20 protein-coding genes and 1 pseudogene are annotated in these 22,758 nt (G+C 50.8%); 6 read left to right on the forward strand and 15 right to left on the reverse strand.

Annotated elements, in window-relative coordinates; all coding sequences use genetic code 11:
- Positions 1-31: 31 nt before the first annotated feature.
- The 9 genes from ACFOLF_RS11730 to ACFOLF_RS11770 form a co-directional block, all read right to left on the reverse strand.
- Entirely contained in the window at positions 32-706 is a 675-nt protein-coding gene (locus ACFOLF_RS11730) for a hypothetical protein (RefSeq protein WP_210046110.1), read from the reverse strand.
- A gap of 13 nt (positions 707-719) precedes the next feature.
- Complete coding sequence (locus ACFOLF_RS11735; RefSeq protein ID WP_210046109.1) at positions 720-1,400, reverse strand: polymer-forming cytoskeletal protein; 681 nt, start codon at positions 1,398-1,400, stop codon at positions 720-722.
- A 19-nt stretch (positions 1,401-1,419) separates the two neighbouring features.
- Positions 1,420-2,043, reverse strand: coding sequence for a YhbD family protein (locus ACFOLF_RS11740; protein WP_210046108.1), 624 nt, complete (start codon positions 2,041-2,043; stop codon positions 1,420-1,422).
- Positions 2,044-2,269: 226 nt separating this feature from the next.
- Positions 2,270-2,692, reverse strand: a complete 423-nt coding sequence (locus ACFOLF_RS11745; protein WP_210046107.1) for a GNAT family N-acetyltransferase — start codon at positions 2,690-2,692, stop codon at positions 2,270-2,272.
- 100 nt (positions 2,693-2,792) lie between these two features.
- Positions 2,793-3,143 carry a type II toxin-antitoxin system PemK/MazF family toxin gene (locus ACFOLF_RS11750; RefSeq protein ID WP_189000789.1) on the reverse strand — a complete coding sequence of 117 codons (351 nt, stop codon included), beginning with the start codon at positions 3,141-3,143 and terminating at the stop codon, positions 2,793-2,795.
- A 3-nt stretch (positions 3,144-3,146) separates the two neighbouring features.
- Positions 3,147-3,428, reverse strand: a complete 282-nt coding sequence (locus ACFOLF_RS11755) for a CopG family ribbon-helix-helix protein (RefSeq protein ID WP_189000792.1) — start codon at positions 3,426-3,428, stop codon at positions 3,147-3,149.
- 216 nt (positions 3,429-3,644) lie between these two features.
- A complete protein-coding gene (alr, locus tag ACFOLF_RS11760; RefSeq protein ID WP_210046106.1) occupies positions 3,645-4,841 on the reverse strand; it encodes an alanine racemase in 1,197 nt (398 codons plus the stop codon).
- 147 nt (positions 4,842-4,988) lie between these two features.
- The gene (locus ACFOLF_RS11765) at positions 4,989-6,245 is read right to left on the reverse strand and encodes a DUF4367 domain-containing protein (protein WP_210046105.1); all 1,257 of its coding nucleotides are present in this window, start codon (positions 6,243-6,245) and stop codon (positions 4,989-4,991) included.
- A gap of 387 nt (positions 6,246-6,632) precedes the next feature.
- Complete coding sequence (locus ACFOLF_RS11770) at positions 6,633-7,256, reverse strand: hypothetical protein (RefSeq protein WP_210046104.1); 624 nt, start codon at positions 7,254-7,256, stop codon at positions 6,633-6,635.
- Between the two features lie 224 nt (positions 7,257-7,480).
- Between ACFOLF_RS11770 and ACFOLF_RS11775 the strand changes: the two genes are divergently transcribed.
- From ACFOLF_RS11775 to ACFOLF_RS11785, 3 genes and pseudogenes are all read left to right on the forward strand, one after another.
- Positions 7,481-8,353, forward strand: coding sequence for an SPFH domain-containing protein (locus ACFOLF_RS11775; RefSeq protein ID WP_210046103.1), 873 nt, complete (start codon positions 7,481-7,483; stop codon positions 8,351-8,353).
- A gap of 16 nt (positions 8,354-8,369) precedes the next feature.
- The gene (locus tag ACFOLF_RS11780) at positions 8,370-8,564 is read left to right on the forward strand and encodes a toxin-antitoxin system HicB family antitoxin (RefSeq protein ID WP_210046102.1); all 195 of its coding nucleotides are present in this window, start codon (positions 8,370-8,372) and stop codon (positions 8,562-8,564) included.
- A 199-nt stretch (positions 8,565-8,763) separates the two neighbouring features.
- Positions 8,764-9,380 (forward strand): annotated as a pseudogene (locus tag ACFOLF_RS11785) (helix-turn-helix transcriptional regulator).
- A 385-nt stretch (positions 9,381-9,765) separates the two neighbouring features.
- Here ACFOLF_RS11785 and ACFOLF_RS11790 read toward each other — a convergent pair.
- The gene (locus tag ACFOLF_RS11790) at positions 9,766-10,203 is read right to left on the reverse strand and encodes a PH domain-containing protein (RefSeq protein ID WP_210046101.1); all 438 of its coding nucleotides are present in this window, start codon (positions 10,201-10,203) and stop codon (positions 9,766-9,768) included.
- Between the two features lie 294 nt (positions 10,204-10,497).
- On the opposite strand from ACFOLF_RS11790, the gene ACFOLF_RS11795 reads away from it, so the two are divergent.
- On the forward strand, positions 10,498-11,283 hold the full coding sequence (locus ACFOLF_RS11795) for a GNAT family N-acetyltransferase (protein ID WP_210046100.1): 786 nt from the start codon (positions 10,498-10,500) through the stop codon (positions 11,281-11,283).
- 74 nt (positions 11,284-11,357) lie between these two features.
- Here the strand turns inward: ACFOLF_RS11795 and ACFOLF_RS11800 are convergent, their stop codons facing one another.
- From ACFOLF_RS11800 to ACFOLF_RS11815, 4 genes are all read right to left on the reverse strand, one after another.
- Positions 11,358-13,136, reverse strand: a complete 1,779-nt coding sequence (locus tag ACFOLF_RS11800; RefSeq protein WP_210046099.1) for a sensor histidine kinase — start codon at positions 13,134-13,136, stop codon at positions 11,358-11,360.
- Positions 13,137-13,313: 177 nt separating this feature from the next.
- Positions 13,314-14,195 carry a carbohydrate ABC transporter permease gene (locus ACFOLF_RS11805; RefSeq protein ID WP_379114272.1) on the reverse strand — a complete coding sequence of 294 codons (882 nt, stop codon included), beginning with the start codon at positions 14,193-14,195 and terminating at the stop codon, positions 13,314-13,316.
- A 33-nt stretch (positions 14,196-14,228) separates the two neighbouring features.
- The gene (locus tag ACFOLF_RS11810) at positions 14,229-15,176 is read right to left on the reverse strand and encodes an ABC transporter permease (protein ID WP_210046098.1); all 948 of its coding nucleotides are present in this window, start codon (positions 15,174-15,176) and stop codon (positions 14,229-14,231) included.
- A 94-nt stretch (positions 15,177-15,270) separates the two neighbouring features.
- Positions 15,271-16,929: an extracellular solute-binding protein gene (locus tag ACFOLF_RS11815; protein ID WP_210046097.1), complete on the reverse strand. Its 1,659-nt coding sequence runs from the start codon at positions 16,927-16,929 to the stop codon at positions 15,271-15,273.
- Positions 16,930-17,125: 196 nt separating this feature from the next.
- Here ACFOLF_RS11815 and ACFOLF_RS11820 point away from each other — a divergent pair, with 196 nt between their 5' ends.
- Positions 17,126-18,784 (forward strand): response regulator, encoded by a 1,659-nt coding sequence (locus ACFOLF_RS11820; RefSeq protein ID WP_210046096.1) that lies wholly within the window; start codon positions 17,126-17,128, stop codon positions 18,782-18,784.
- A 32-nt stretch (positions 18,785-18,816) separates the two neighbouring features.
- Positions 18,817-21,885 carry a family 78 glycoside hydrolase catalytic domain gene (locus tag ACFOLF_RS11825; protein WP_210046095.1) on the forward strand — a complete coding sequence of 1,023 codons (3,069 nt, stop codon included), beginning with the start codon at positions 18,817-18,819 and terminating at the stop codon, positions 21,883-21,885.
- A 30-nt stretch (positions 21,886-21,915) separates the two neighbouring features.
- On the opposite strand, the gene ACFOLF_RS11830 is transcribed toward ACFOLF_RS11825, so the two are convergent.
- Positions 21,916-22,659 carry an ATP-binding cassette domain-containing protein gene (locus tag ACFOLF_RS11830; protein ID WP_210046094.1) on the reverse strand — a complete coding sequence of 248 codons (744 nt, stop codon included), beginning with the start codon at positions 22,657-22,659 and terminating at the stop codon, positions 21,916-21,918.
- Positions 22,660-22,758: the final 99 nt, after the last annotated feature.

A 22,758-nucleotide genomic window follows, 5' to 3' on the forward strand; every position in this document is an offset into this window, starting at 1 on the left:
CTTTCTTTCATCTCCTTATATCGCGTCTTTGTTACTTGGTCTGTTTCTGGGCATGGACGACGCTGCCTTTGTTAAGCTCCAGCGAGCTCCGGTATTCCACCAGCCCGATGTCGCACGCAGGGCCAATGATAACGGTATTGCCCCGGATCACATCCGCCTTGGTATGCTCGACATATATGCTGTCGCCTTCAATCGTTTCAGCCTTCAGCTGCGCTGCTCCGGACCGGGTGAAAAGCTCCTTGACTCCCTGCCATCTGCCGCGCTTCACCCTGATTGCCGCACCCCCGATTTCCCTTGCATAGCAAGGGCCGTACATGCCGATATCCACCCGGTCGGCAGACAGCAGCCCGTAAATCTGGAAGGCACCATTATTCTCGAAACGTTCCGCTTCGCATTCACCGCCTGTATCCAGCTGGCCCTTGATTTTAAAAACGCCGCCCTTGGCGCTGCCCGATATTTTCAATTGTCCGAGCGCGGTCAGCTTGCCGGCCTTGAGATCGCCATCAATCTCAAACTCCCCCACGATTCGGGCGGTGCGGGATATAACGGAGCCGCTGACAGAGCAATTTCCGGTACAGGACAGCGAATCGCTCTCTGTATCCCCGTGTATTTCAGCTTCTCCGGTAATCCGGACACTCTGGAAAACACCGCCCGATGTAGAGCCTGTGCCCGTAATCGTTAATTTACGCTGCCTATCCTGATTCATTTTGCTTCCCCCTTTATCCCTGAATGCGCTGATTGACCTTCGCATCCGGATGAACAGCAAGCTCAGTACGATACTCCACCCGCTCGATGATGCAGCCTGGACCGATAGATATCCGATTGCCGCGGACAACCTGCGCTATTGTTCCCTCCAGATGAATGTTATCCCCTTCAATCGCCCCTGTTGCCAAACGCGGATCGAATACGGGAATCAGCCATTGAAACAGCTTAGACCACAAGCTGCGCTCGGACCTCTTGACCAGAATGCTCTCTCCGCCTATCTCCTTCACCTGACAGCGGCCGTACAACAGTATGTCAATCCTCTCGGCATTGAGCATGCCGTCCATAGTGAACCCCCCGCGGGAGACAAACTGCTCTGCCTCGCAATCGCCATGAAGCTGCAGCAAGCCTTCCAGCTGAATCTCATCACAGGCCATCCGCCCATGAACTTTTATATCCCCTTCCATCTGGAAGTTGGGCGAATAGACGTCGCCCTCCACGGACATTTTTCCCTTCACACGTAGCTGCCGGGACCGGATGGCGCCTCTTATGGTTGCGACCCCGTTAAGCTGAAAGCTTTCGCTGATGAGGTCTCCTTCCACTTTACCTATACCGTCAATCTTTACAGAACGGTAATCGCCTCCCGCCGCGCTGCCAAAACCGGAAAGATTCAGATCCCTGCGCTTGCTCTCATCCATTCCCTGTTCCCTCCTTAACTTAAGTAAGCTTCATTCTCAGCTCTTCTATACAGTCTGTTACCGAAAGCCGCAGCACCTGCTTGACCCCGCGGTCAAAGCCGATTTTCTCGGAACGCCCAAGCAGTAAAAATATCGCAACACCCATCTTCCGGATGAAAACCACATCGCAGCCTTTGTCCTCAAAAGCCTTGAAATGCTCCTCCAGCGTAGGGAGCAGCAGTGCCCCTTCTTCCAGACTCATCTCACCGGTCTGCAGCAGCTTGTCGGCAATAAACAGAAATAATAGGCTTTGAAAAGAAAGCAGTGTGTTCTCGGGAGAATCCCCTGCAAAGCGTCGTATGACCAACTCCGAAACAATGTTTCGTTTCCAGCAGTCGCCTTTACTGATACGAATGTCATTCAGTTCCGGGGAAAGCTTCCCCACCAGCTCATCCAATGACACATCGTCCTTCAGATGGAGGATTTTCTCAATTCGCGGCAATATCAGATCTCTGGGGAAAAAGGTTTCCTGTCCCGTAAACACGGCCTTGCGAATAAACCATTCCTCCGGAATGAGCTGCTTTCTTTTCCATCTGTATAGCTGCCCGTAAGAAATCCCTGTAAGCTCAAGCAGCTCCTTCTTCGAAATCAATTCACGTTCCATTTCTTCACCTCTTCCAACAGCGTAACATAACATTGTTACGCTGTGAAGCCGCAACTTTCTTCTTTGCTGCTCTAATTTTACCCGACCCCAGGGCCGGCACAAAGCGTCGCAGGACCGAAAAGCATCTCCGTCTGCAGACCGACAGGCGGCTTGCCCGGGTTTCTGCTTCCCCTGACAAGCCGCCTGCCGACTCCCTTATGATTCTACTCCCTTATGATTCTAATAATTAGTATGTCTTGACCATTAACAGATGCGGAATTCCCTCTTCCATGAAGATCTCGGAAGCCGGCTGATAACCCAATTTCGTATAAAAAGGCTCCGCATGCGTCTGGCCGTGCAGCTTGGCGCGAACCGCTCCCAGCTCCTTTGAGACCTCTTCCATTGCGATAACCATGTCTCTGCCCAGTCCATATTTGCGGTGGGACATCAATACGCAGATGCGCTCAAGCTTGGCTGTATCGCCGAGCAGTCTGAGCCTGGCTGCGCCGACAGGCCGGTCCCCGTCGATAATGACAAAATGCTCCGCCGCATCCTCGAACTCATCGATTTCCACCTCGACCGGAACGCCCTGCTCTTCCACGAAAACCGCTCTGCGGACTTCATAGGCTTTATCCCGTTCTTCCGGTGTGCTGACTCTTATAATTTTCATCTTAAGTATTCCTCCTTCAGGTTTGTCCATTTCCAATATAATTAAAAAACAGGGCGCCATCGCCCTGTTTCGTAACCTGCCGATATAAGACGATACTAGCTTAAAAATCGATCAGGCCGACGCTGATTTGCAAGGATTCATCGACTTTACGCATCGTTTCATCGTCCAGATGCGTAATCTTATCCGTCAATCTTTGCTTGTCGATCGTCCGGATCTGTTCCAGCAAAATGACCGAATCCCGGTCAAAGCCATGTGATGCCGCATCAATTTCAACGTGCGTAGGCAGCTTCGCCTTTTGAATTTGTGCCGTAATGGCAGCCACAATGACCGTTGGGCTGAAACGGTTGCCGATATCATTCTGAATGACAAGAACCGGACGGACTCCACCCTGCTCCGATCCGACTACAGGTGACAAATCTGCAAAAAACACATCGCCGCGTTTAACAATCAACCTCTACACCCCGCTTACGAGTCGGCCAAGCGTATCGCCGGCATCTTCCTCCGCTTGAAAAGCTTCCGATGCCATAACCAGGTTGATTTTCGCCATTTCCAAATAACCGCGCTGCATCGACTCGCGGATCTGACGCTTTTTACGTTCAACTAAATACAGCTTCATCGCCTGACGAATAAATTCGCTGCGGTTTGAGTTTTCTTTGGCAACGATCCCGTCGACTTCTTCTAACAAATGATCGGGCAAACTGATCATTATCCTCTTGGTGTTTTGCAAATTGGCCACCAAACTCGCACCCCCAAAACATTTCCAGCAAAAGCGCACTATCAGTATTTCATTGTTGTGATCGTATTATACACCATCATATCTATGCGCGTGATATATCAAGTATGCTGCATCTATTAGCAGATGCGGAGTATCCCATTTACCCTCGTCCTACTCTTATTCGAGGTAAATCGCCAATATCCTGCTTAAACTTACTCCTTTTTTGAAAGGAAATATTTAAACCGGTTTGAGCAGCGGATTCTCTACCGCCGCGGGCTTGCCCCCGCGCATATAAATACGCGGCACCCGCGAAGCGATCATGCAGGTCACTTCATAGTTGATCGTTCCGAGAATATCGGCCACTTCGTCGGCTGTAATCGTCTCACCGCCCTGGGAGCCGATCAGAACAACCTCCTCGCCAGCCATCACCGGGCCGCTGCCGGATGCTTCTGCTTCAGCCGCTTCCAGCGCAATCATGCATTGGTCCATGCAGATTGTACCCAGAATCGGCACACGGCGTCCGCGCACAAGCGCCGAAGCCTTGCCGGTCATCATCCTGCTGTAGCCATCGGCATAACCGATGGGGAGCGTCCCGATCCGCTCGCCTTCTGCGCTTGTTACATAACGTGAACCGTAGCTGATTCCCCAGCCTGACGGAACTTCCTTTACCATCACGACCTGCGTCTTGAGCGACAATACAGGCTTAAGAGCAATCCGGCTCCGGTTCACTTCAGCAGAGGGATACAATCCATACATGCCGATGCCAAGTCTCAGCATTCCGCAGCCAAGCTCGGGCGTATCCATCCCCGCAGCGCTGTTGGCCGCATGTATAAGGGGTATCTCGTGTCCAGCCTGCTTCATATCCCGAACAAAAGCGGCGAACCGTTCAAACTGCAGCTGCGTATAAGCCTTATCCGCTTCATCCGCCCGGGCATAATGGGTGAACAGGCCCTCCACAAACAGCCGCGGCTCCCCTAACGCACGAGCTATGAAAGCCAGCCCCTCCGCTCCCGGAAGCAGGCCCAGACGGCCCATGCCGGTATCCACTTTAACATGAACGGTGAGCCGTTTGCCGTTATCGGGCAGGCCGGCTGCCGCATCCAAACCATCTTCACGGAACAACGTGATGGCAATATTAAGGTCCCTGGCCGCAGCGAGCCCTTCCGACGGTACATAGCCGAGAACGAGAATGGGGATTTGAATTCCAGCCTGGCGAAGCTCTATCGCTTCATCCAAAAAAGCGACGCCCAGATAATCGACACCGCAGGCTTCCGCCTCTCTGGCAATTTCTACGGCGCCGTGTCCGTATGCGTTGGCTTTGACCGAGGCCATCAGCCGCATGCCCTCCGGTATCGCACTGCGGAAGGACTGCAGATTATGCGCAAGCGCGTCCAAAGATATTTCAGCCCTGGTGGGGCGGTAATACACGTTCAACTTACGTCCACCTTCTCCTCATCTAAACGCTCAAACGCCCGTTCGTATGGGGAGTATCCCCTACGCACGGGCGTTTGCTTTTATAACCCATAACCTTATGTTATACGTTGAGCCTTGAGGCTGTCAATGAAACGGGGAACCATTCCTTTATTTACTGATTTCTCCCTGCACCGACTGCGCAACCTTGACCATCTCGTAATCCGGCAGCGTAGCGCTGGTGATCCGGTATTCAATTCCATTGTAGGTCCAGGTCAGCGTTTTCTGCTCGTCGCCGCTCATTTGACCGAGTGTGAAGCCCAGATCGACCATATCCCCTTTCATCATGGAGACAGCCTGGTCACGAGGCTGAGTTTCAATCAGCGTATAGTCGTAATCGCCCGTATAGCGGATCATAAAGCCCGGATTGCCGCCAAACACAATCTCCTGCTGATCCATCTCCGATACCCCTTCAGGCAGGTAGGAAGGCTCCATCGCGGTAAAGATTTGACCTTCAGTCCCGCCGGATTCCGCAGCCGGCGCCAGAGCGTCATCCGCATTCTCATCCTGAGTTGAAGTTTCACTATTGGCGCCGGTATTATCCGCATTCGTAGCGGTGTCTTCTGCATTATCCGGATTGGCATTGGCGTTATCGTCCGTCGTTGGCGTTTCTTCCGCCTGATTGTCGCCCGTATTTTGCGGTGAGTTTGCTTCAGGTGTGAGTACGGGCTCGTCATTTGCCGAAGCATTTGATTCATTATCCGGCTGCGCTGTCGTCGGTTGATTGCTCGTGCTGCTCTCCATATTGCGCTGGGTATCGAAGACGCTCTTATCGAGCTTGGAGCCGAACTCGAATTTGTTGAATTCCACCTCAACCATGACGGCGGCATTGGTATCGCTCACTTCCACCTTGCTTGGCGCATAATCCGATTTATTGAGCCATATTTTCTGGCGTGCCAGTGAACCGTTCTGATAATTCGCCATGACATCGAAGACGTAGTTGTCCTTATCGACGGCAAATTGACGGGAATTATCCAGCAAAATACTGGATACCAGCGTCTGGTACAGGTAGACCTGACCTTGGTTGGCCGGCCAGTCGCTCTGGAACCGGAACACCTTGTTCAGACGGGGCGTCAGGACAAACACGCCTTCATCGTTGCGGAGCACAATTTGAGTAATGTCCTTCTTGGCATTGGTCAGTTCAATTCTGTAATACTGCGGCTTCTGGTAAGAGACGTCAACCTGGTACTCCAGAGGCTGCTGTCCGGTATGCAGGGTCATCGTGCCTGTTCCGTGATAGCTTTCCATTTTGTTAACCGTCTGGTCCAAATCCTTGACAACTGAATTCGCGTCCTTAGTCCCGCAGCCGGCGAGCACCGCCGTGGCGCACAGCAAGATGGCTGCGATGAAACTGATTCGACGACGCATGAGATCAACCCCTCATCACAAGTTTTTTTAAACGTATCCGGAGCTGTACGTGACCAGAGCGAGCGCTGATTCACACTGTCTCGTACGGGACAAGGCCGTTTACGCTTGACTTGTACATGTCTATGAGGGGACTTGGACAATTATGCGGACTAGTTTGACAAGCTTATTAAATCGGAGTGAGAAACGGATAATTATTGCAGATGGGCAAACAGCGGCATTGGCGCGGCGCTCCCGGCTTTTCCGGCTTTGACGATGCTTGCATTTGGCAAAAAAAAAGGAAGGCGGGCACTTTTCTTCAAAGTGTCTGCCTTCCGGTTTGACCCTACCTATTGAAGCGGCCATTAATAAGAAACGGCTTTCTCCATCCTTGGGCGGCACAGCAAGAGGTTATAGCCTGTTATCTGCGCCTTCCGCTGCCATCAGATAGCTGTCCAGCGCTTGATGGAACCGGAAAAAGGAACCGGACAGCACATCGATGTTCCTTTTCAGGTGCTTCTTCGTGGATACGTTTTTGTAATAGAGGAATTGATCCACATTCTTGTCCAGTTTATCTCTGAGAGTGAGAATGAAATCGGGAGATGCCTGCTGCTCCGCCAGCTCATTCAAATCAGCTGCCAACGCTTCGCTCAGCTCCTGCAAATTCGGCAGTGCCAGCTGCTGCTGTATAAAGAAAACCTCAGGTGTGAAATCCTCGCGAAAATCCTGTCCGGGAACTTGTTCCCAGTAATCATTCCACGTCTGCAGCAGATTTGTTTTGAACAGCATATATTTGAGGAATCCGCACAACCAGGCCGTACAGCTCGTATTTCGAAGCTGGCAGCCCACCCGGTCGGACAGATGTCTGCAGCCGCTGCAGCAGGAACCTCCGTGCTCGATACAAACTTTGCAAATCTGATTCGTTCCGATTTCCTGCATGACCTGCAAACCGTTGTCGATGACCTTCTGTCTGGTTACCAGCTTCAGCTCGGGTTGAGGCTGCGATTTGCTGCTGTTGATGGTTAATCCGGACATTCGCATCCACTCCATTTCTATTATAGGCAGCATAAATAATTGAATGTTTGAATGTTCTGATATCCTTTGTATTATACCCCACAGAAAGGACAATCCTCAATAAAAGGAAGTCCCCGTTAAAAAAAAATGCATGGCAGTTTCCTGTTTGCAACTTAAAACGGTTTGAAATTATTGAAAAAAGTGATATCATATTCATATCACATTGATATTAGGGAGGGTTCAATATGCAGGAACGCAAAGCTTGGCACGTGAATGGCTTTCTTGCCTTGCTGTTATCGCTCGTTCTGGTCGTTGGCGCAGTGGTTCTGTTTATCGCAGTCGGAACGCAGGATGAGCCGGGTTCAGGACTGATCATTCTTGGGGTGGTGATGCTGCTGCTTGGTTTTGTGCTCATGACGTCGCTCAGCGTCGTCCAGCCCAATCAGGCCAAGGTCATCACTTTCTTCGGCAAATACAAAGGAACGGTGACCGACAGCGGCTTATGGCTTGTATTTCCATTCACCAACAAGGCACGGGTGTCTCTGAAAGTCCGCAATTTCAACTCCCAGAAGCTGAAGGTCAATGACCACTCCGGGAACCCGGTAGAAATTGCGGCCGTCGTGGTTTTCAAGGTGACCGATACGGCAAAGGCTTCATTCGACGTCGACAATTACGAGAAATTCGTCGAAATCCAGAGCGAGACGGCAGTACGGCATATCGCCGCACAGTATCCTTACGACTCCTATGACGAGGATGGAACCTTCTCCCTTCGCGGCAATGCGGATGAGGTATCCTCCAGGTTGATGGCGGAGCTCCAAAGCCGACTTATGGTAGCCGGCGTTCAGGTTATGGAGACCCGGCTCTCCCATCTGGCCTATGCTCCCGAGATTGCCAATGCAATGCTGCAGCGCCAGCAGGCGGCAGCTATCGTATCGGCCAGGCAAATGATCGTTGACGGTGCCGTTGGTATGGTGGATTCAGCCCTGCAGCAGCTGGAGCAACGCGGCATCGTACTCGATGACGAACGCCGTGCGGCAATGATCAACAATCTGATGGTGGCCATCGTTTCCGAACGCGGAACGACCCCGGTCATCAATACGGGCACACTTTACACCTGAAGGCTGAATCATCCATATGGCCAAAGAACGCAAGGCGTTCCCGCTTCGTCTCGACGTCGAGCTGCACCAGGCGCTGGAGAAATGGGCTGCAGACGAGTTCCGCAGCGTGAACGCGCATATCGAGTTTCTGCTGCGCGATGCCCTGCGCAGGGCGGGGCGTATGAAACGGCCGCTGCCACCACAGCAGCCGGATGAAGCTGAAGAGACATAAAGTTCATTTCCAAACGGAAAGAAATTAAGTGACTCCTTAAAGAAAGTGCCGCTGAACAAATTCGGACGGCACTTTCTTTGTATTGTGCGGGAATTCGTGCTCCTTGGAGCATTTATTGCTGCTGAACATAAATACAGGTACCATAAAGGATAGGATTTACACCCCTTCCTATTCTAATCCGTAAAGGATGTGCCCTCTCATGTCCAAAGCTGATCATATGCTGTCTATTCTATGGCTGCTGAAGACCCGCAGGAAAATGAGCGCCTTCGCGCTCGCCGATGAGCTGGAAATCCATGTCCGCAGCGTTTACCGGTATATCGACGCATTATGCGCCAGCGGCGTTCCCATTCTTTCCGACAAGGGCCGGGCTGGCGGCTACTACATCCCGGACCATTTTACAGATGCCCCGCTGTTCTTCGATGAACAGGAGCAGAAGGCCCTCGTTCATGCAGCTCTGTTCGCTCAGGAAGCGGGCTACCCCCAAGGCGATGTATTGGAGCGCGCTGTCGGCAAAATAAAGCGGTACACCAATCCGCAGCAGTTAGAGCGTTGCTCCCGGATTCAGGAGATGAATCGAACCGGGTATCGGTGCATGTTACCGGGAATGCCGAAGCCCTGGACGATTTGAGTAGGCATTGGCTGGTCTCGCACACTCTGATCGAACGATCCGCCCATCATGTTGATTTTGAGCTGGATGAATGGAATTTATATACGCAAGCTCCTTACCTGCTGCTGTCATACGGAGGCCGGATACAGGTCCAGGAGCCGCCTGAGCTGCGAGAATGCTTGGCCGAGATAGCCTTTTGCTTTATATGATGTTTACCGCTCTCCTTCCCTTAAACAAACCTAACCTGGATTTTTTCCGTCAAAAATTAAACTGACCATGGCTGTCAGCCTTTGTGTTTTATAATAACTACATAGCAGTTTATTAAAACGGGAGGTTACCCCTATGGCAGGCAGCATATTCAGACAAGATATTATAACCGAAACAGGAATAATATGGGTAAATAGAGAAACAAGGGTGGATTAAACCACGTATAATACCTGCTGCTTCGAGGATACCAAGCAGGAACAAATTCAAGCTGCTGCACCGCACCAACTAAAGGTTCGCATCGAATATGACGGACCTGTCAATAAAGACAGCGGCAGTACTGAATGCTGTCGATGAAAATCCCAAACTGCCGCTGATTTGTATATGTATTCAGATATCCCGGCTTTTCTCAATATGTAAATGCGGACAGCGTTTCGTTAATTCCTTCAAAAAGCTTTCCTCGTCCAGAGGGGATATATGGATATAATTATAGCCGCCGTAATGAATTTCAATCCTGCGGCTGGAGGTAGCCGCACTTGCAAGCCAGGACCGAATCAGCTTCACTTTGGAAATACTATCGAAAGGAACAGATTTTGTGATCGGCCCGCCCCGTATGAATAAGCTGTTCTCATTAAATATGTAATAGGTTGCAAGCCACAGCCAGGCGATTAAGCCAGCAATAGCGGTACAAAACAGAAAAATCAAAGCGCCGCCAATTATTCCTGCTCCTTCCTGGAAGAAGGGAGACAAGCCGCTCACAAGCAGGGCAATGATGGAGAGCCAAATCACAATGGACAACCCTAGATCTCTTTTTGGATTAAAATTCATGGCAGCCCCCTCCTCTCCAGCTGTGAAAACAAAATTCCCCAAGCACGTCGACTTTCCCGCTGCAGCAAGACCTCCATTCCAATCAAGCCCGACTGCATGATTCCGGTTTTTTCTTTTCTACCAATATACAAAAATTAGTATTTTATGTAAATAGATGCTTACACGACTTCTGGTTGGAGTCATCCTGCTTGAATTGCCTGAACCTCAAGTGAGCATCAACCAATTGTATTTAATTTCCAATTTTAATGACTTTCACAATCGTGTACAATTTACAGATGAAATGGAGGAATTATCATGACAACTATTCAAAATCTTATTCGTGAAAACATGATTCGCGCTTATGAAAAATTAAGTATCTTAAGCCAGGTCTATACTTTTGTGCAGACTGAACGAACACAGAGATTCGAATCCGATATTCCGTACGGACTGTTCAATAGTGTGTTTACATACACACGGTCTGTGGAAGTGGATCCCGTTGAGGAAATGAAATCGATTGCCTCCTTGTACCATGAGCGAGGCCAGAAACTGGCATGGCTGACTTATTCGCACGAGCAGGACGACGTCATAAATCAGGCGCTGGCTGCCAACAATTTCAATCAGGTTGGAACGATCTCGGGCATGGCGCTTTCACTGGAAAAATGGACATCCGAGCTTCCCGACATACCGGGACTGGAGGTTCGTGCCATACGGGCTCCGCAGGAAATTGAGCAGTACAGAAAGGTCATACTGGAAGGGTTTAATGTTCCAGAGCAGATGGCTGATATATTTTGCAAGGTATTTGTGGACGGGCCGAATCAGGATACAACCACCGTTCAGCATTATGTGGCGTATATGAATGGAGAGCCTGTGACTACGATCACGACCTTCACAGAGGGGGAGGTTACAGGCATCTATAATATCGCCACGCTGGAATCCTGCCGATCACGGGGATTTGCCAGAACAGCTCTTGCCCATGTACTGCGCGATGTACAGGAGAAGGGAGCGAAGCTGGCTGTCATACACGCCACTTCAATGGGGCTAAGCGTCTATCCCAAAGTGGGCTTTAAGGAAGAAATGACGATAAATATTTTTGCTGGTTAATAACGGACTTGCCTAGAGGTGCGGTCATGCATATTGGAGCATAAAGCCGCCCTCTCCTTTTCATTTTATTACGGTTAAATAGATTCCAGGTTATGTCCCTGGTTGCTGCCATTCTTCACTTCTTCCACCGGAATCGACAATCGGACTTGAAACCGCCCTGGTTCATTCACGATTTGCAGCCCGCTGTCAGGGCCATACTTTAATTTCAGCCTGCGGTGTACATTGACGAGGCCGGTGGTTTCTACATTCAGGCTGTTCGTCTTCAGCTTCAGCAGCAGCTCCTGGAATTGAGGCTCAGGTATATGCTCCCCATTGTTATCTACAAGAATGATCAAATATCCCTTCTCATATTTGAAGCAAACCTCTAATCTTCCATCTGCGATCGTATTGCGAAATCCGTATTGATAAGCATTTTCCAGCAAGGGCTGGATAATGAGCTTGGGAACCCGAAATGCGCGGTACGAATCCGGAACGGCCTCCAGATGCACAGCAATGCGATCCTCAAAGCGGAAAGTCTGAATGGCGATATAATTTTGGGCAAACTTAATCTCTTCCTCCAGCGGCACATCATCCTGCTGCGTCCTTGTTATGTAGTGAAAATAATGACCCAAATGATGAGAAAACAAGGCGATATTCTCGTTCTCCTCATTCTTGGCCATCCTGTAGAGGTTGAAGAAGCAGTTATAGAGAAAATGCGGATTGATTTGGGACTGAAGCTGCCTCAGCTCAGACAGGTTGGCCCGATACTTTTGCTCGTACACCTCTTGAATCATTTCCGTCATATTCGCCACCATGGAGTTGAATTGACTGTACAGATAGCCAAATTCGTCTGATCGGCGATGTGTCAGTATCGTCCCCCAATTGCCGTTCTCCACCCGTTGAAATGCCCGCAATAATCGCCTCATGGGTTGATGAATTTGCCGGAAAATCCAATAAGCGAATAATACGATTACGATGATGGAAATGGCCGATAGCGCCCAATACCAGTTGCGATACTCGCTGAGCGAGCCCAATATGGCAGACTCGGGCATATAGGACAGCAGCGTAACTCCGTGGGATGCGGAACGTTCCACGATGAACCAGTATTTTTCCCCATCGATGGTGGTCTCTTTCACATAAGAGGGGCTATCCTTGGGAAAGCCGGCCATAATCGGCTTGATATCGAACCATGGAATAGGCGCATTGTCGCTGGTTACGGCCCACTCTCCCCCGGGATCGATAAGCATGGACCCTCCTTTGCCGCCTATTTCGAAACGATTGAGTACCTCCTTCAACCGCTCCTGATTGATTTCAACCCCGATCAGAAATTGGGGCTCCTGCCCGTTGATCAGCGCCAGATTCGAATAAGGGAAGCTGATGAATAGACGGTTCTGCCAATGGATAAATGGATTCTCATAACGGTTGTTAATCGATTTCAGCGCGGTATATTCGTCCTCCGGAAGATCGCTGTATTGGGTTGAATCCGTGATCCATCTATGTGTATTTGGCAAAAAGGCGGCTGCGTTCAGAATATACGGGCTTGTGTTGATCATCCGGTTAAGCTGATTGTTGATGGATATAATGGCCTCGCGGCGTTCCTTGTCGCTAATAATTGGATCGGCGATGCTGAGCGTCCGCAGATTCCTGTCGTTCACATATTCCTCCTGCATGCTGATAATACGGGTGAATTCGCTGTCCAGCAAATGAATGTAGAAGGAGACCCTCGATTGAATCGAATTTTCGATTTCCTGCCTGACATTCCGCTCCCCATACTCATTCATCTTCAGGCTCAGGACATAAATCGGTGTTATCACGACAAGAAAAGACAACAGCAGCTTGGGATAAATACTCGAAAGCTTGACCCGCCAACGCATTTTAAGTCTCGACCTCCTTGTGTAGTAGGACCTTTTCGACAAAACAGGAAAAATGTCCTGCTAGGGACAGCAGGACATGCGAGACCTCCAATGGTTGATGATGCGTTTGGGAACGGAGCTTGCCATCCTGGCGGTCTGCTCCGATTTCCAAGAATGCAAGCATCGGAGCAGCCGTTATTATTCCTTTACGCTTCCCAGCACAATGCCTTTGATAAAAAAGCGCTGCAGAAACGGATATACGAGCAGGATCGGGAGTGCGCCGAGGAATATTTGGGCAGCTCTTGTCGTGCGCTCCGATACACTGTTCATCAGGTTCAGAACATCTTCCGAGCCAAGCGATGTAAAGTCCAACTCGATCACGATGGTACGCAGGTAGGTCTGGAGCGGAAAGTGTAAAGGCGAGTTCATATAAATCATTCCGTCGAACCAGGCGTTCCAGTGATTCACCGTGCTGAATAACGTGATTGTGGCAAGCGCGGGCAGCGATAGGGGCAAATAAACCCGGATGAGCGTAGCAAAGTGTCCCGCTCCATCTATCAAGGCAGCCTCCTCCAGCTCCTTCGGCAAATTTCGGAAAAAGTTGAGCAGCAGAAGGACGTTGAAAACAGGTACTGCGCTTGGCAGCACCAATGCCCAGACCGAATCGAGCAGGCCGGTATATCGAACGGCAAGATAATTCGGGATAAGCCCTCCATTGAATAAAATCGTAAAGACCAGAAACCAGGCATACAAGGTCCGCATAGGAAAAGCCCTGCTGTCCTTGGATAGCGGATAGGCGAGCAGAATCACCATGAGCATATTGAAGGGGACACCCAGCAATACCCGTTTTATCGTTACAAGCACGGATTTCAGAAAATCCGGTTTATCCAGGACATATTTATAAGCGTCTGTCGTGAAGTCAACAGGCCATAGGAAAACTTCCCCCACCGACAGGCTGCTGCTGAATGAAATAGCCAGTACATGCAGAAGCGGAAAAATGCACAGCAGAGATAGTCCGATAAGAAACGTATGGTTCATGATGTCAAAGAAGCGTCCAAACCATGAGCGGTCTTGTACCAATTCTTGCTCTCCCCTCTGAAATCGTTTAAAAATCTAAAAAATTCTATAATTGGCTATCCGGTAAGCCAGTAAATAGGAAACTGAAATCAATATAAAGGATACCGCGGATTTGAATAATCCTACCGCTGTAGCCAGCGAGTACTGCGCTTGCTGCAAACCCAGCCGGTAGACAAATGTGTCCAGAATATCGCCTGTATCATACACGGTTGGACTGTACAGATTGAAGACCTGGTCAAAGCCCGCATTGAGGATTTGTCCCAGACTGAGCGTGGCGAGCAGTACGATAATGGGTGTCATGCCGGGCAGCGACACATGCCAGGCTTGTCTCAAGCGGCTTGCGCCGTCTATAACAGCAGCTTCATACAGGCTAGGATTAATGCCTGTTAGCGCTGCCAAATATACAATGGTCGAAAATCCGAAGTCCTTCCACAGATCCGTTGTTATGAGTACATATGGGAAATGCCTCGCATCCCCGAGAAAAAAGATGGGCTCGATCCCGAACCATTGGAGCAGCTGATTGACGATTCCCTTGGAGGGAGAAAGGACATCAATCAGGATCCCACCCAGAATAATCCAGGAAAGAAAATGCGGCAAATAGATCAGCGTCTGGATACTCCGCTTGATGGCGGCTATCCGGATTTCATTGAGCAGGATTGCGATAACGATGGGGACCATTAAGCCGGTTATGACTTTCATGGATGCGATATATAATGTATTCCAGATCACCTGGGCCATGTTCGGCAGCTGCAGCATATACTCAAAATTATCCCATCCGACCCATTCCGAGCGGAAGATGCCGAATGCGGGCTTGAAGTTCTGAAACGCAATGACAAGTCCAAACATGGGCGCGTAATGATAAATAAGCACCAGTATGATGCCGGGAATCATCATCATATGCAGGGGCCAGCGGCTGTAACGGGATCGCTTTCCCAAAGCGGCCTTATTCAAGCCGGTTCCCGGCTTTGCGATTGTTGTTTTCATAGTTCATCTTCCTCGCTTGCCAATTTGCCAATCCTTCTGAAATAAGCATCGGAGGGGAACCGACGCCCCTCCGAAACGATTGTACGTTCTTCAATTATTGTGTGGCTTTCCAGTCATTAACCTGCTTCGTCATTTCCTCTCCGCCGAGCTGATTCCACTTCGGTATCATGGCATCAAATGTATCGACGGGATCCCCTAATATAATTCCCATATAAGTCTCGTCAAGCAGATCCGAAAGCGTGCTTTGACGCTGAACCATAAGATCGGTAGGGGTGCTGAAGTATTGATCCGGATACATCAGATCGTCCTTCACAATTTTCTCGAGGAGACTGAGCGACCCTTCAGGTCCAAACACCTTAAATGTCCCCCACTGCGACGCATCGCCGCCCTGATAAGCTTTCACCTGATCATAGTAGCCTTTTTGCTCCGGATTCAGCTTGCTGGTGTCATTGGATTGCAAGGCCGAGTTGACCGCCAGGTAGGCATCCAGATTCTTTCTCGCGCCCCATGCCTGGACATCCATATATTTGAACGTGTGGAATTCCAGATTGGGACCGTCATACATGTATTTAAATTCGGCTTTATCGCTGAACAGCTTCTGTACGAACGCATCCATCGTCTTCACCAGTGCATCCGGATACTTGCTTTTCTTGCTGGCTACCCAGAAAGTTCCGATTCCCGAGCTGATCTGGGATTTGGCTGGCTGGTCGTCCACGGAAGCCAGCTGATACATTTCCCACTTGGCATTCGGATCCTTGGCTACCGATTTGCTCAAATAGTTGATCGGATTCGCCATGATTCCGTAGGTCATTCCCACTTTTCCCGCTACGATATCGTCAGTCAACTGCGTCGTCGTCTTGACGGAGAACTCTTTGTCGATTTCACCGGCTTTATACATCTCCTGCAGCTTGCTGAGCGCCTGCTTGGCTTCCGGTTGAATGGCGCCGTATACCAGCTTGCTCTTGTCCTTGGGATCTTCGATCCACATTTTCCCGTAGGAATGGAAGCTGTTCAAGAAGTAGTTGAGACCGCCGAATCCGGTGAAAATGTCTTTCGTGAGGCCCAGACCCACGGTGTCGTCCTTCCCGTTCTTATCCGGGTCGTTTTTCGTAAATGCTTGGGATATCGCCAGTACGTCGTCCATCGTTTTGGGAGCGGGCAGTCCCACATTGTCGAGCCAATCCTTGCGGATCCAGATCATGCCTGCTCCATCCATCGTGGCCGTTACATAGGGAAGCGCCATTAGTTTACCGTCGATGGTAGCGGCTTTAAGCGTAATCCCGCCATCTTCATTCAAGCGGCTCTTGAGCAGGTCAGAGGCGTATTGATCATAGACATCCGTCAAATCCGCAAGAGATCCGGCATCGGCCAACTGCTTGAATTGAGTCGCGTCAACCTTGAAGAAATCCGGCAGATCACCTGAAGCGATGGTTACGTTCAATTTATCCTTGTAACCGGCGGAATCCGTAACCCAGGTATTCTTGAGCTCGAAACCGTATGTATCCAGCAGATACTTGGTCCAGATGTTGCTGTCCATCGAGTCGCCTTCCGCAAATTCGGTGATATCGGCTTGGGCCCGTACAGTCGTGACTGTAACCGGGGGATCGTATTTGGCAGACATACCTGGAGCTGCACCCGAAGATTCATTGGTCTTGCCTGGTTCCGTTTGCGCTGTCGTCCCGGAATTGCTCGAACAAGCCGTGAGGATTGTCATCAGGACCAATAAGGACGCTGTCATTTGTTTCCGTGTCACATGTATTCCTCCTCATAAAATTTGAAAACGGTTGGCCGCTGCTTCCCACTCACATTATAGTAAACGGGGAGGTTCACCAACTACGGTAATATTTTGACATCGTATGTCATTGGTCAACTTCTTGCCGGAAAGCCATTTCCATGAGGAAGTTAGCGTTTATAATAAACCCATATGGAAGGGAGATGGTCCATACCTCATGTACAACCTGCTGGTTGTCGACGACGAACCGAGAATCGTTAACGGGCTATACGAGCAGTTTCAGGATTGGAAGCAAGGGGAGCTTGGCGTTTACCGTGCGTACTCTTCAATGGAAGCATTGCGGATATTGGGCACAACCAAGATGGATATCGTCGTAACCGATATTCATATGCCCGGGATGAGCGGCATTGAGATGCAGAAGGAGATCATCAAGCTGTGGCCCCGCTGCCACGTTATTTTTCTGACCGGATACAGTGATTTTGAATATGTGCAATCTGCCATGCGGGATGGGGGATTGGATTATATTCTCAAGATTGAGGGCGATGAGCCTATCCTGGCGGCCGTCAGCAAAGCGATTAAGCTCCTTCAGGAAGAGCTGGTATCCGGGCAGCTTCTTGACAGAGCCCGGCAGCAGCTTCAAGCTGCTAATTCATTAATCCAGAAAGAATATCTGACCAGTCTGCTGCAGGGCGAGCTGTCCGCCAAGTCAATCAGTCAGGATCGCTTCAACGACATGCAGATTCCACTCGCCGCCGAGGAAGACGTCCTGCTGGTTATTGGCAGAGTGGACCGTTGGCCTGATCATATCAGTCAATCGGACCAGCCCTTGCTCATGTATGCCATTCAAAATGTCGCCAGTGAATATTTGAGCACGCTCGCATCCATTTCGTTCTCGATGAAGCCCTCCCACCTGATCCTCCTGATACAGCCAATAGCGGCCAGCCGGAAGCCGGGCAGAGAGGACTGCGATAAATGTCTGGCCTTCGTTCAGGGGATGATGTCCGATATTCAGGAGACCTGCAGGACGCATCTGCAGCTGCCCGTGTCGCTTGCAATCAGCAGCCATTTTTGCTCCTGGACTGCGACGGCGGCACAGAATCTGAAGCTGGAACGATTGTTTCAGCAAGGATTAGGCCATGGCCAGGAGATGCTGCTGACCGATCTGAAACCGCTAGAGCCTTCCGCTGCCATGCTGCAAGGCATGTCCAGGCAGGATATCGCGCTCAAGCTCAGCTCGATCAGGCATTTGGAAACCGGGCTGCTCAGCGGCCAGAAGGATAAATTCACAGAGGTATACAAGGATATTTCTGAAACCGCCCGGATCCTGCAGACATCACCCGCTCATTATTCATTTGTCGTGGAAATCCAATACGCCTTGGCTGCGATGTATCTGGCTTACATCAACCATTGGGGCTTTCTGGGCCCCGTATCCGAGGCTATGGATATAAGGCTCCTGCTCCAGGGCGGCTCTTTCCGTTCCTGGGAAGAAGCGGACGCTTATTACAGAGAATTGTCCGACATTTTGTTCAAGCAAAGAACGGACGATCAGAAGAACCGTACCCAGAAGGTATTAATGGCCGTCAATCAATATATTGAAAATCATCTATCGGAGGACCTGTCGCTTGAAGCGCTTGCCTCTCACGTATACCTGCATCCCACCTATTTGTCCCGGCTTTACAAGCAGATTACAGGCGTGCGCATTTCCGATTACCTTAAGGATATGCGTCTGACAAAGGCCAAGGAGCTTCTGGCCAACCCGAGAATGAAAATACATGAGGTAGCGGTGCTTGTCGGATTTGAATCCGCTCACTATTTCACCAAAGTATTCAAGAAAGAAATGCTTGTCACCCCCCAAGAGTACAGGGATCGCCTGTAGATGAGTTGCATAAAAGAAGGAGAGAAGGCTGCATGAATGATTGGTTCGCAGGAGATGCCCAGTGGATTTGGGGAGGAACGGAAGTCAGTCCCCGCAATGAATGGCGCTGTTTCCGTAAAACATTTTATACCCCGCCGGATGCATGGGATTCAGGGAATTTAGCGATAACGGCAGATTCCCGTTACGTGCTGTATGTGAACGGCGTGAAGGTCGGCCGGGGGCCGATGCGAAGCTGGCCCTCCGAGCAGTCATACGATACCTATGACATCGCCCACCTGCTGAAGCCGGATCAGTTTAACACCTTATCCGTCCTGGTACAGCATTTTGGCGTATCCACCTTCTACTATATCCGCGGAAGAGGAGGCCTGCTTGTCCAATTGGACCTGTCCGCGAGCGGAGATGGAGCTTCCGAGCGCATTGTATCCGACGGCTCGTGGAGGACCGCCCGCTGCCTGGGGCAAGACAGCAGAGCTTCCAGGATGTCCTGCCAGCATGCCTTCACAGAACGGATCGATGCGGGGGCTTGGGACGATGAATGGCTCCTGTCCGATTATGAAGATTCGGAATGGCCGTATGCGGCTGTTATTGGTAAGGCCGGGATAGAACCATGGGAGAACCTGAAGCCACGGGATATTCTGCCGCTCACCGAGGAAACGGTATATCCGGTCAAGGTGGAGGCAATGAATCGGGTTGTTCCGGTATCCTGGACAACCAATATTGATCTGCGCAGCCAGATGATACCCGGCTGCGAAGACAATGCCAATGAATATATGTATGCCGGGTATGCTGCCACGGTCATACGGGTCGAGGCTGCGGGTAAAGCAACCGTAGGGTTCCCTTATGCTCCTCCCCACTTCAACGGCTTGATCATCAACGGAGAACGGTACGCCAAGCAGGAGTTTATCGCGTTCAAGTCGGAAAAGTATCTGGGAATCAAATTACGCGAAGGCGATAATCTGCTGCTCATCGAGCTGGCCGGCAAGGATCACGGCCGCGGTTTATTCATGGGAATCGATTGCGATAGCGCATTCGAGCTGCATTCGCCTATTGTGGAGAGTGCAACGGATTTCGATATTAGCGCCCTGATCGATAACGATTCAGGTTCAGGGACATCTTCTCTCGCGGATAATTCCCCTTTTATAACCATTGGTCCTTTCGAATGCTATGAATATATCGACCATCGATACAGCCAGGAGGATCGGAGCAGGCAGCGGACAATCGATGCCTGCGGAAGCTCAAATGAGCAGGTTAGCGCTGCCCTGGATGAGCAAGCGGCCCGCAAAGTATCCGCGTTCCGGGAATCAGGGGCCGCAGCTTCAGCGGAACAGCTGGCTCAGTGGAAGACTTGGATACGGCCTGTGCCCGATCGGTTGGTCAGCAAGGAATCCATACTCGCGTTATCGGTATGGAAGAAGGGCTCCTTCCCTGAACCGGTCCCCGCTGCTTTGCAGCAGGTGGTTGCAGCCAATTCCGTACCTGGCGTTGTCCCGATCTATGAGCATGCGGATACCGAGATTATTGTGGACTTCGGCACTCAGGCCGTAGGCTATATTTCATTCGAGCTTGATGCGGATGCAGGCACTGTTATCGATTTCTACGGCTTCGAGCATATGCGGGACGGCTGGATCCAGCATATGAACTATCTCGACAATTCACTGCGGTATATTTGCCGTCAGGGAAGACAGCGGTTCACCTCGTATGTAAGGCGCGGATTCCGCTATTTGGCCGTAACCGTCCGCGGGGCTATCAAGCCGGTCAAGCTGTACGGCGTACAGCTGCAGCAGAGCCATTACCCCGTTGCCGAGATCGGACAATTCCAGTGCTCCGATTCTCTTATCAACGATATTTGGCGGATCAGCCAGACGACCACAAGACTGTGCATGGAGGATACCTTCGTGGATTGTCCCGCTTATGAACAGGTGTTTTGGGTAGGGGATGCCCGCAACGAAGCGTTGATCGCCTACTATTTGTTCGGCAGCGAGGAGATGGTCAAACGTTCCCTTGAGCTTGTACCCGGTTCGAAAGGGCAAACCCCGCTGTACGCAGACCAGGTTCCAAGCGGCTGGAACAGTGTTATTCCGAACTGGACCTTCTTTTGGGTCATCGCTTGCCGGGAATATTATGCCCGCACGGGAGACAAGGCTTTCGCTGAGTCGGTATGGCCGCACGTCGCATTCACACTGGACCGTTATCTGGATCTTATCGATGAACGCGGACTGCTCTATATGGATGGCTGGAATCTTCTGGATTGGGCACCCATAGATCAGCCCCGGGAGGGTGCGGTTACGCATCAGAACATGTTTCTTGTCAAAGCGCTTCGGAATGCGGCGGAATTGGCAGAGTTGGCGGGAGCCTTCCAAGAAGCTTTATCTTACAGAGCAGAAGCGAAGGCGCTATCCGAAGCCATCAATTCCTATTTGTGGTCGGAGGAACACCGGGCGTATATGGATTGCATTCATGCCGATGGCCGGAAGTCGGACATTATAAGCATGCAGACTCAGGTTGTTGCCTATCTGTGCGACATCGCAGATCATGACCGAAAATCACAGCTCAAGAGCTATCTCCTGTCGCCTCCGCCTCATTTTGTGCAGATCGGCAGTCCGTTCATGTCTTTTTTCTATTATGAAGCGCTGGCCGGAATGGGACAGTTCTCCCCTATGCTGGAGGATATGAGACAACAATACGGCCAGATGATCGAATACGGGGCAACGACCTGTTGGGAGATGTATCCCAAGCAGAAGGACGGGCGGGCGATCCCGACGGAGCTGACACGCAGTCACTGCCACGCCTGGTCGGCAGCTCCCGCATATTTTCTTGGCATCGGGGTGCTCGGCGTGAAGGAAGCAGCTCCGGGATGGAGTGCTGTCATCATTGAACCGCAGCCCTGCGGACTTTCCTGGGCCAGAGGCAGCGTACCGCTGCCGGAACGGGGCCGGATTGATGTGAGCTGGTCACTGGATGCGGGGGGTTATATGAAGTTACAGGTGTGGCTGCCGTATGATGTAGAGGCTGCCGTTCATCTTCCTCACGGATACGAGGGCACGGTCGACATCATCAGAATCGGTCAGCCTCCGGAATCCGGATCAGCTCAAACAGTTTAAACACGAAGATCATTCACGGTGCGCGGGGGGCTAGAACGTGTATGCGAGCTTGTCCCTCTTAGCTGACAATGCCGGCCCGCAGCTGATGTCAAGCAGTTGGTCGGCTTCTCTCTCCCATAAGCCATGCTCCTCGAATATCCCGATTACAGTCGTCCCATTCAATGCCATTTCCTTCAAAACGGACAAAATCTCCTGCTTTGTTATTCCATCCAACAGATCGGCGGCAGACTCATTCAGGATAAAAAGCCGGGGACGGGCAACTAATGCTCTTGCCCAATCGATGCACTGCCGCTGCTCACTGCTGCATACCGCAGGCGAAGTGTACCATAGCTTCTCATCGACTCGAAGCCGCTCCAGCAAGTTCTGCGAGTCGGTTCTTGCCTGCCGGACAGAACATCCTTGCTGCAGTAAGCGCTCAGCTATTATGTCGGTCACGGATAGGCTGTATTTGGGAATCATTGCCGTCAAGGGATTCAATAATCCCATCTCATGTACGCGTAATTTCACGATTTCACTGACTGTGGCCTCTATCAAGTCCAATCTTCCGAGCAGGGAGGATTTATACCATATTTGACCCGACTCCGGAATGACGGTCCGGTACAAACAATTCAGGAGCTGCAAGGCTCCGCTGCTTCCCTTGATCCCCACCAGCGTGCTCTCTTCCGCGTTGAATGAAATACTTTGGCTGGAGGAATCCGTTTTCAACCCGATCACCTGGAGCATTCCCGTCACCTCTTTCCTGCCGTTGTTGATTCTTACCAAGTTAACATTCACGCATCAACTCAGTATCAACGGAAGATTTAGATTATGTGAATATTGAAATCCAGGTTATATACGCGTAATGTGCATGAAAATCAGGCCGGGAGTTCATGT

Origin of the sequence: Paenibacillus sepulcri, assembly GCF_042647105.1 — a bacterium.
In the GTDB taxonomy this organism is placed as follows: Bacteria; Bacillota; Bacilli; order Paenibacillales; family Paenibacillaceae; genus Paenibacillus_Z; species Paenibacillus_Z sepulcri.

What these genes read in the sequence shown, in the direction of transcription:
- ACFOLF_RS11730 (WP_210046110.1), bottom strand. Translation starts at nt 706, where the DNA reads ATGAATCAGGATAGGCAGCGTAAATTAACGATTACGGGCACAGGCTCT.
- ACFOLF_RS11735 (WP_210046109.1), bottom strand. Translation starts at nt 1,400, where the DNA reads ATGGATGAGAGCAAGCGCAGGGATCTGAATCTTTCCGGTTTTGGCAGC.
- ACFOLF_RS11740 (WP_210046108.1), bottom strand. Translation starts at nt 2,043, where the DNA reads ATGGAACGTGAATTGATTTCGAAGAAGGAGCTGCTTGAGCTTACAGGG.
- ACFOLF_RS11745 (WP_210046107.1), bottom strand. Translation starts at nt 2,692, where the DNA reads ATGAAAATTATAAGAGTCAGCACACCGGAAGAACGGGATAAAGCCTAT.
- ACFOLF_RS11765 (WP_210046105.1), bottom strand. Translation starts at nt 6,245, where the DNA reads ATGCGTCGTCGAATCAGTTTCATCGCAGCCATCTTGCTGTGCGCCACG.
- ACFOLF_RS11770 (WP_210046104.1), bottom strand. Translation starts at nt 7,256, where the DNA reads ATGTCCGGATTAACCATCAACAGCAGCAAATCGCAGCCTCAACCCGAG.
- ACFOLF_RS11775 (WP_210046103.1), top strand. Translation starts at nt 7,481, where the DNA reads ATGCAGGAACGCAAAGCTTGGCACGTGAATGGCTTTCTTGCCTTGCTG.
- ACFOLF_RS11780 (WP_210046102.1), top strand. Translation starts at nt 8,370, where the DNA reads ATGGCCAAAGAACGCAAGGCGTTCCCGCTTCGTCTCGACGTCGAGCTG.
- ACFOLF_RS11790 (WP_210046101.1), bottom strand. Translation starts at nt 10,203, where the DNA reads ATGAATTTTAATCCAAAAAGAGATCTAGGGTTGTCCATTGTGATTTGG.
- ACFOLF_RS11795 (WP_210046100.1), top strand. Translation starts at nt 10,498, where the DNA reads ATGACAACTATTCAAAATCTTATTCGTGAAAACATGATTCGCGCTTAT.
- ACFOLF_RS11800 (WP_210046099.1), bottom strand. Translation starts at nt 13,136, where the DNA reads ATGCGTTGGCGGGTCAAGCTTTCGAGTATTTATCCCAAGCTGCTGTTG.
- ACFOLF_RS11810 (WP_210046098.1), bottom strand. Translation starts at nt 15,176, where the DNA reads ATGAAAACAACAATCGCAAAGCCGGGAACCGGCTTGAATAAGGCCGCT.
- ACFOLF_RS11820 (WP_210046096.1), top strand. Translation starts at nt 17,126, where the DNA reads ATGTACAACCTGCTGGTTGTCGACGACGAACCGAGAATCGTTAACGGG.
- ACFOLF_RS11825 (WP_210046095.1), top strand. Translation starts at nt 18,817, where the DNA reads ATGAATGATTGGTTCGCAGGAGATGCCCAGTGGATTTGGGGAGGAACG.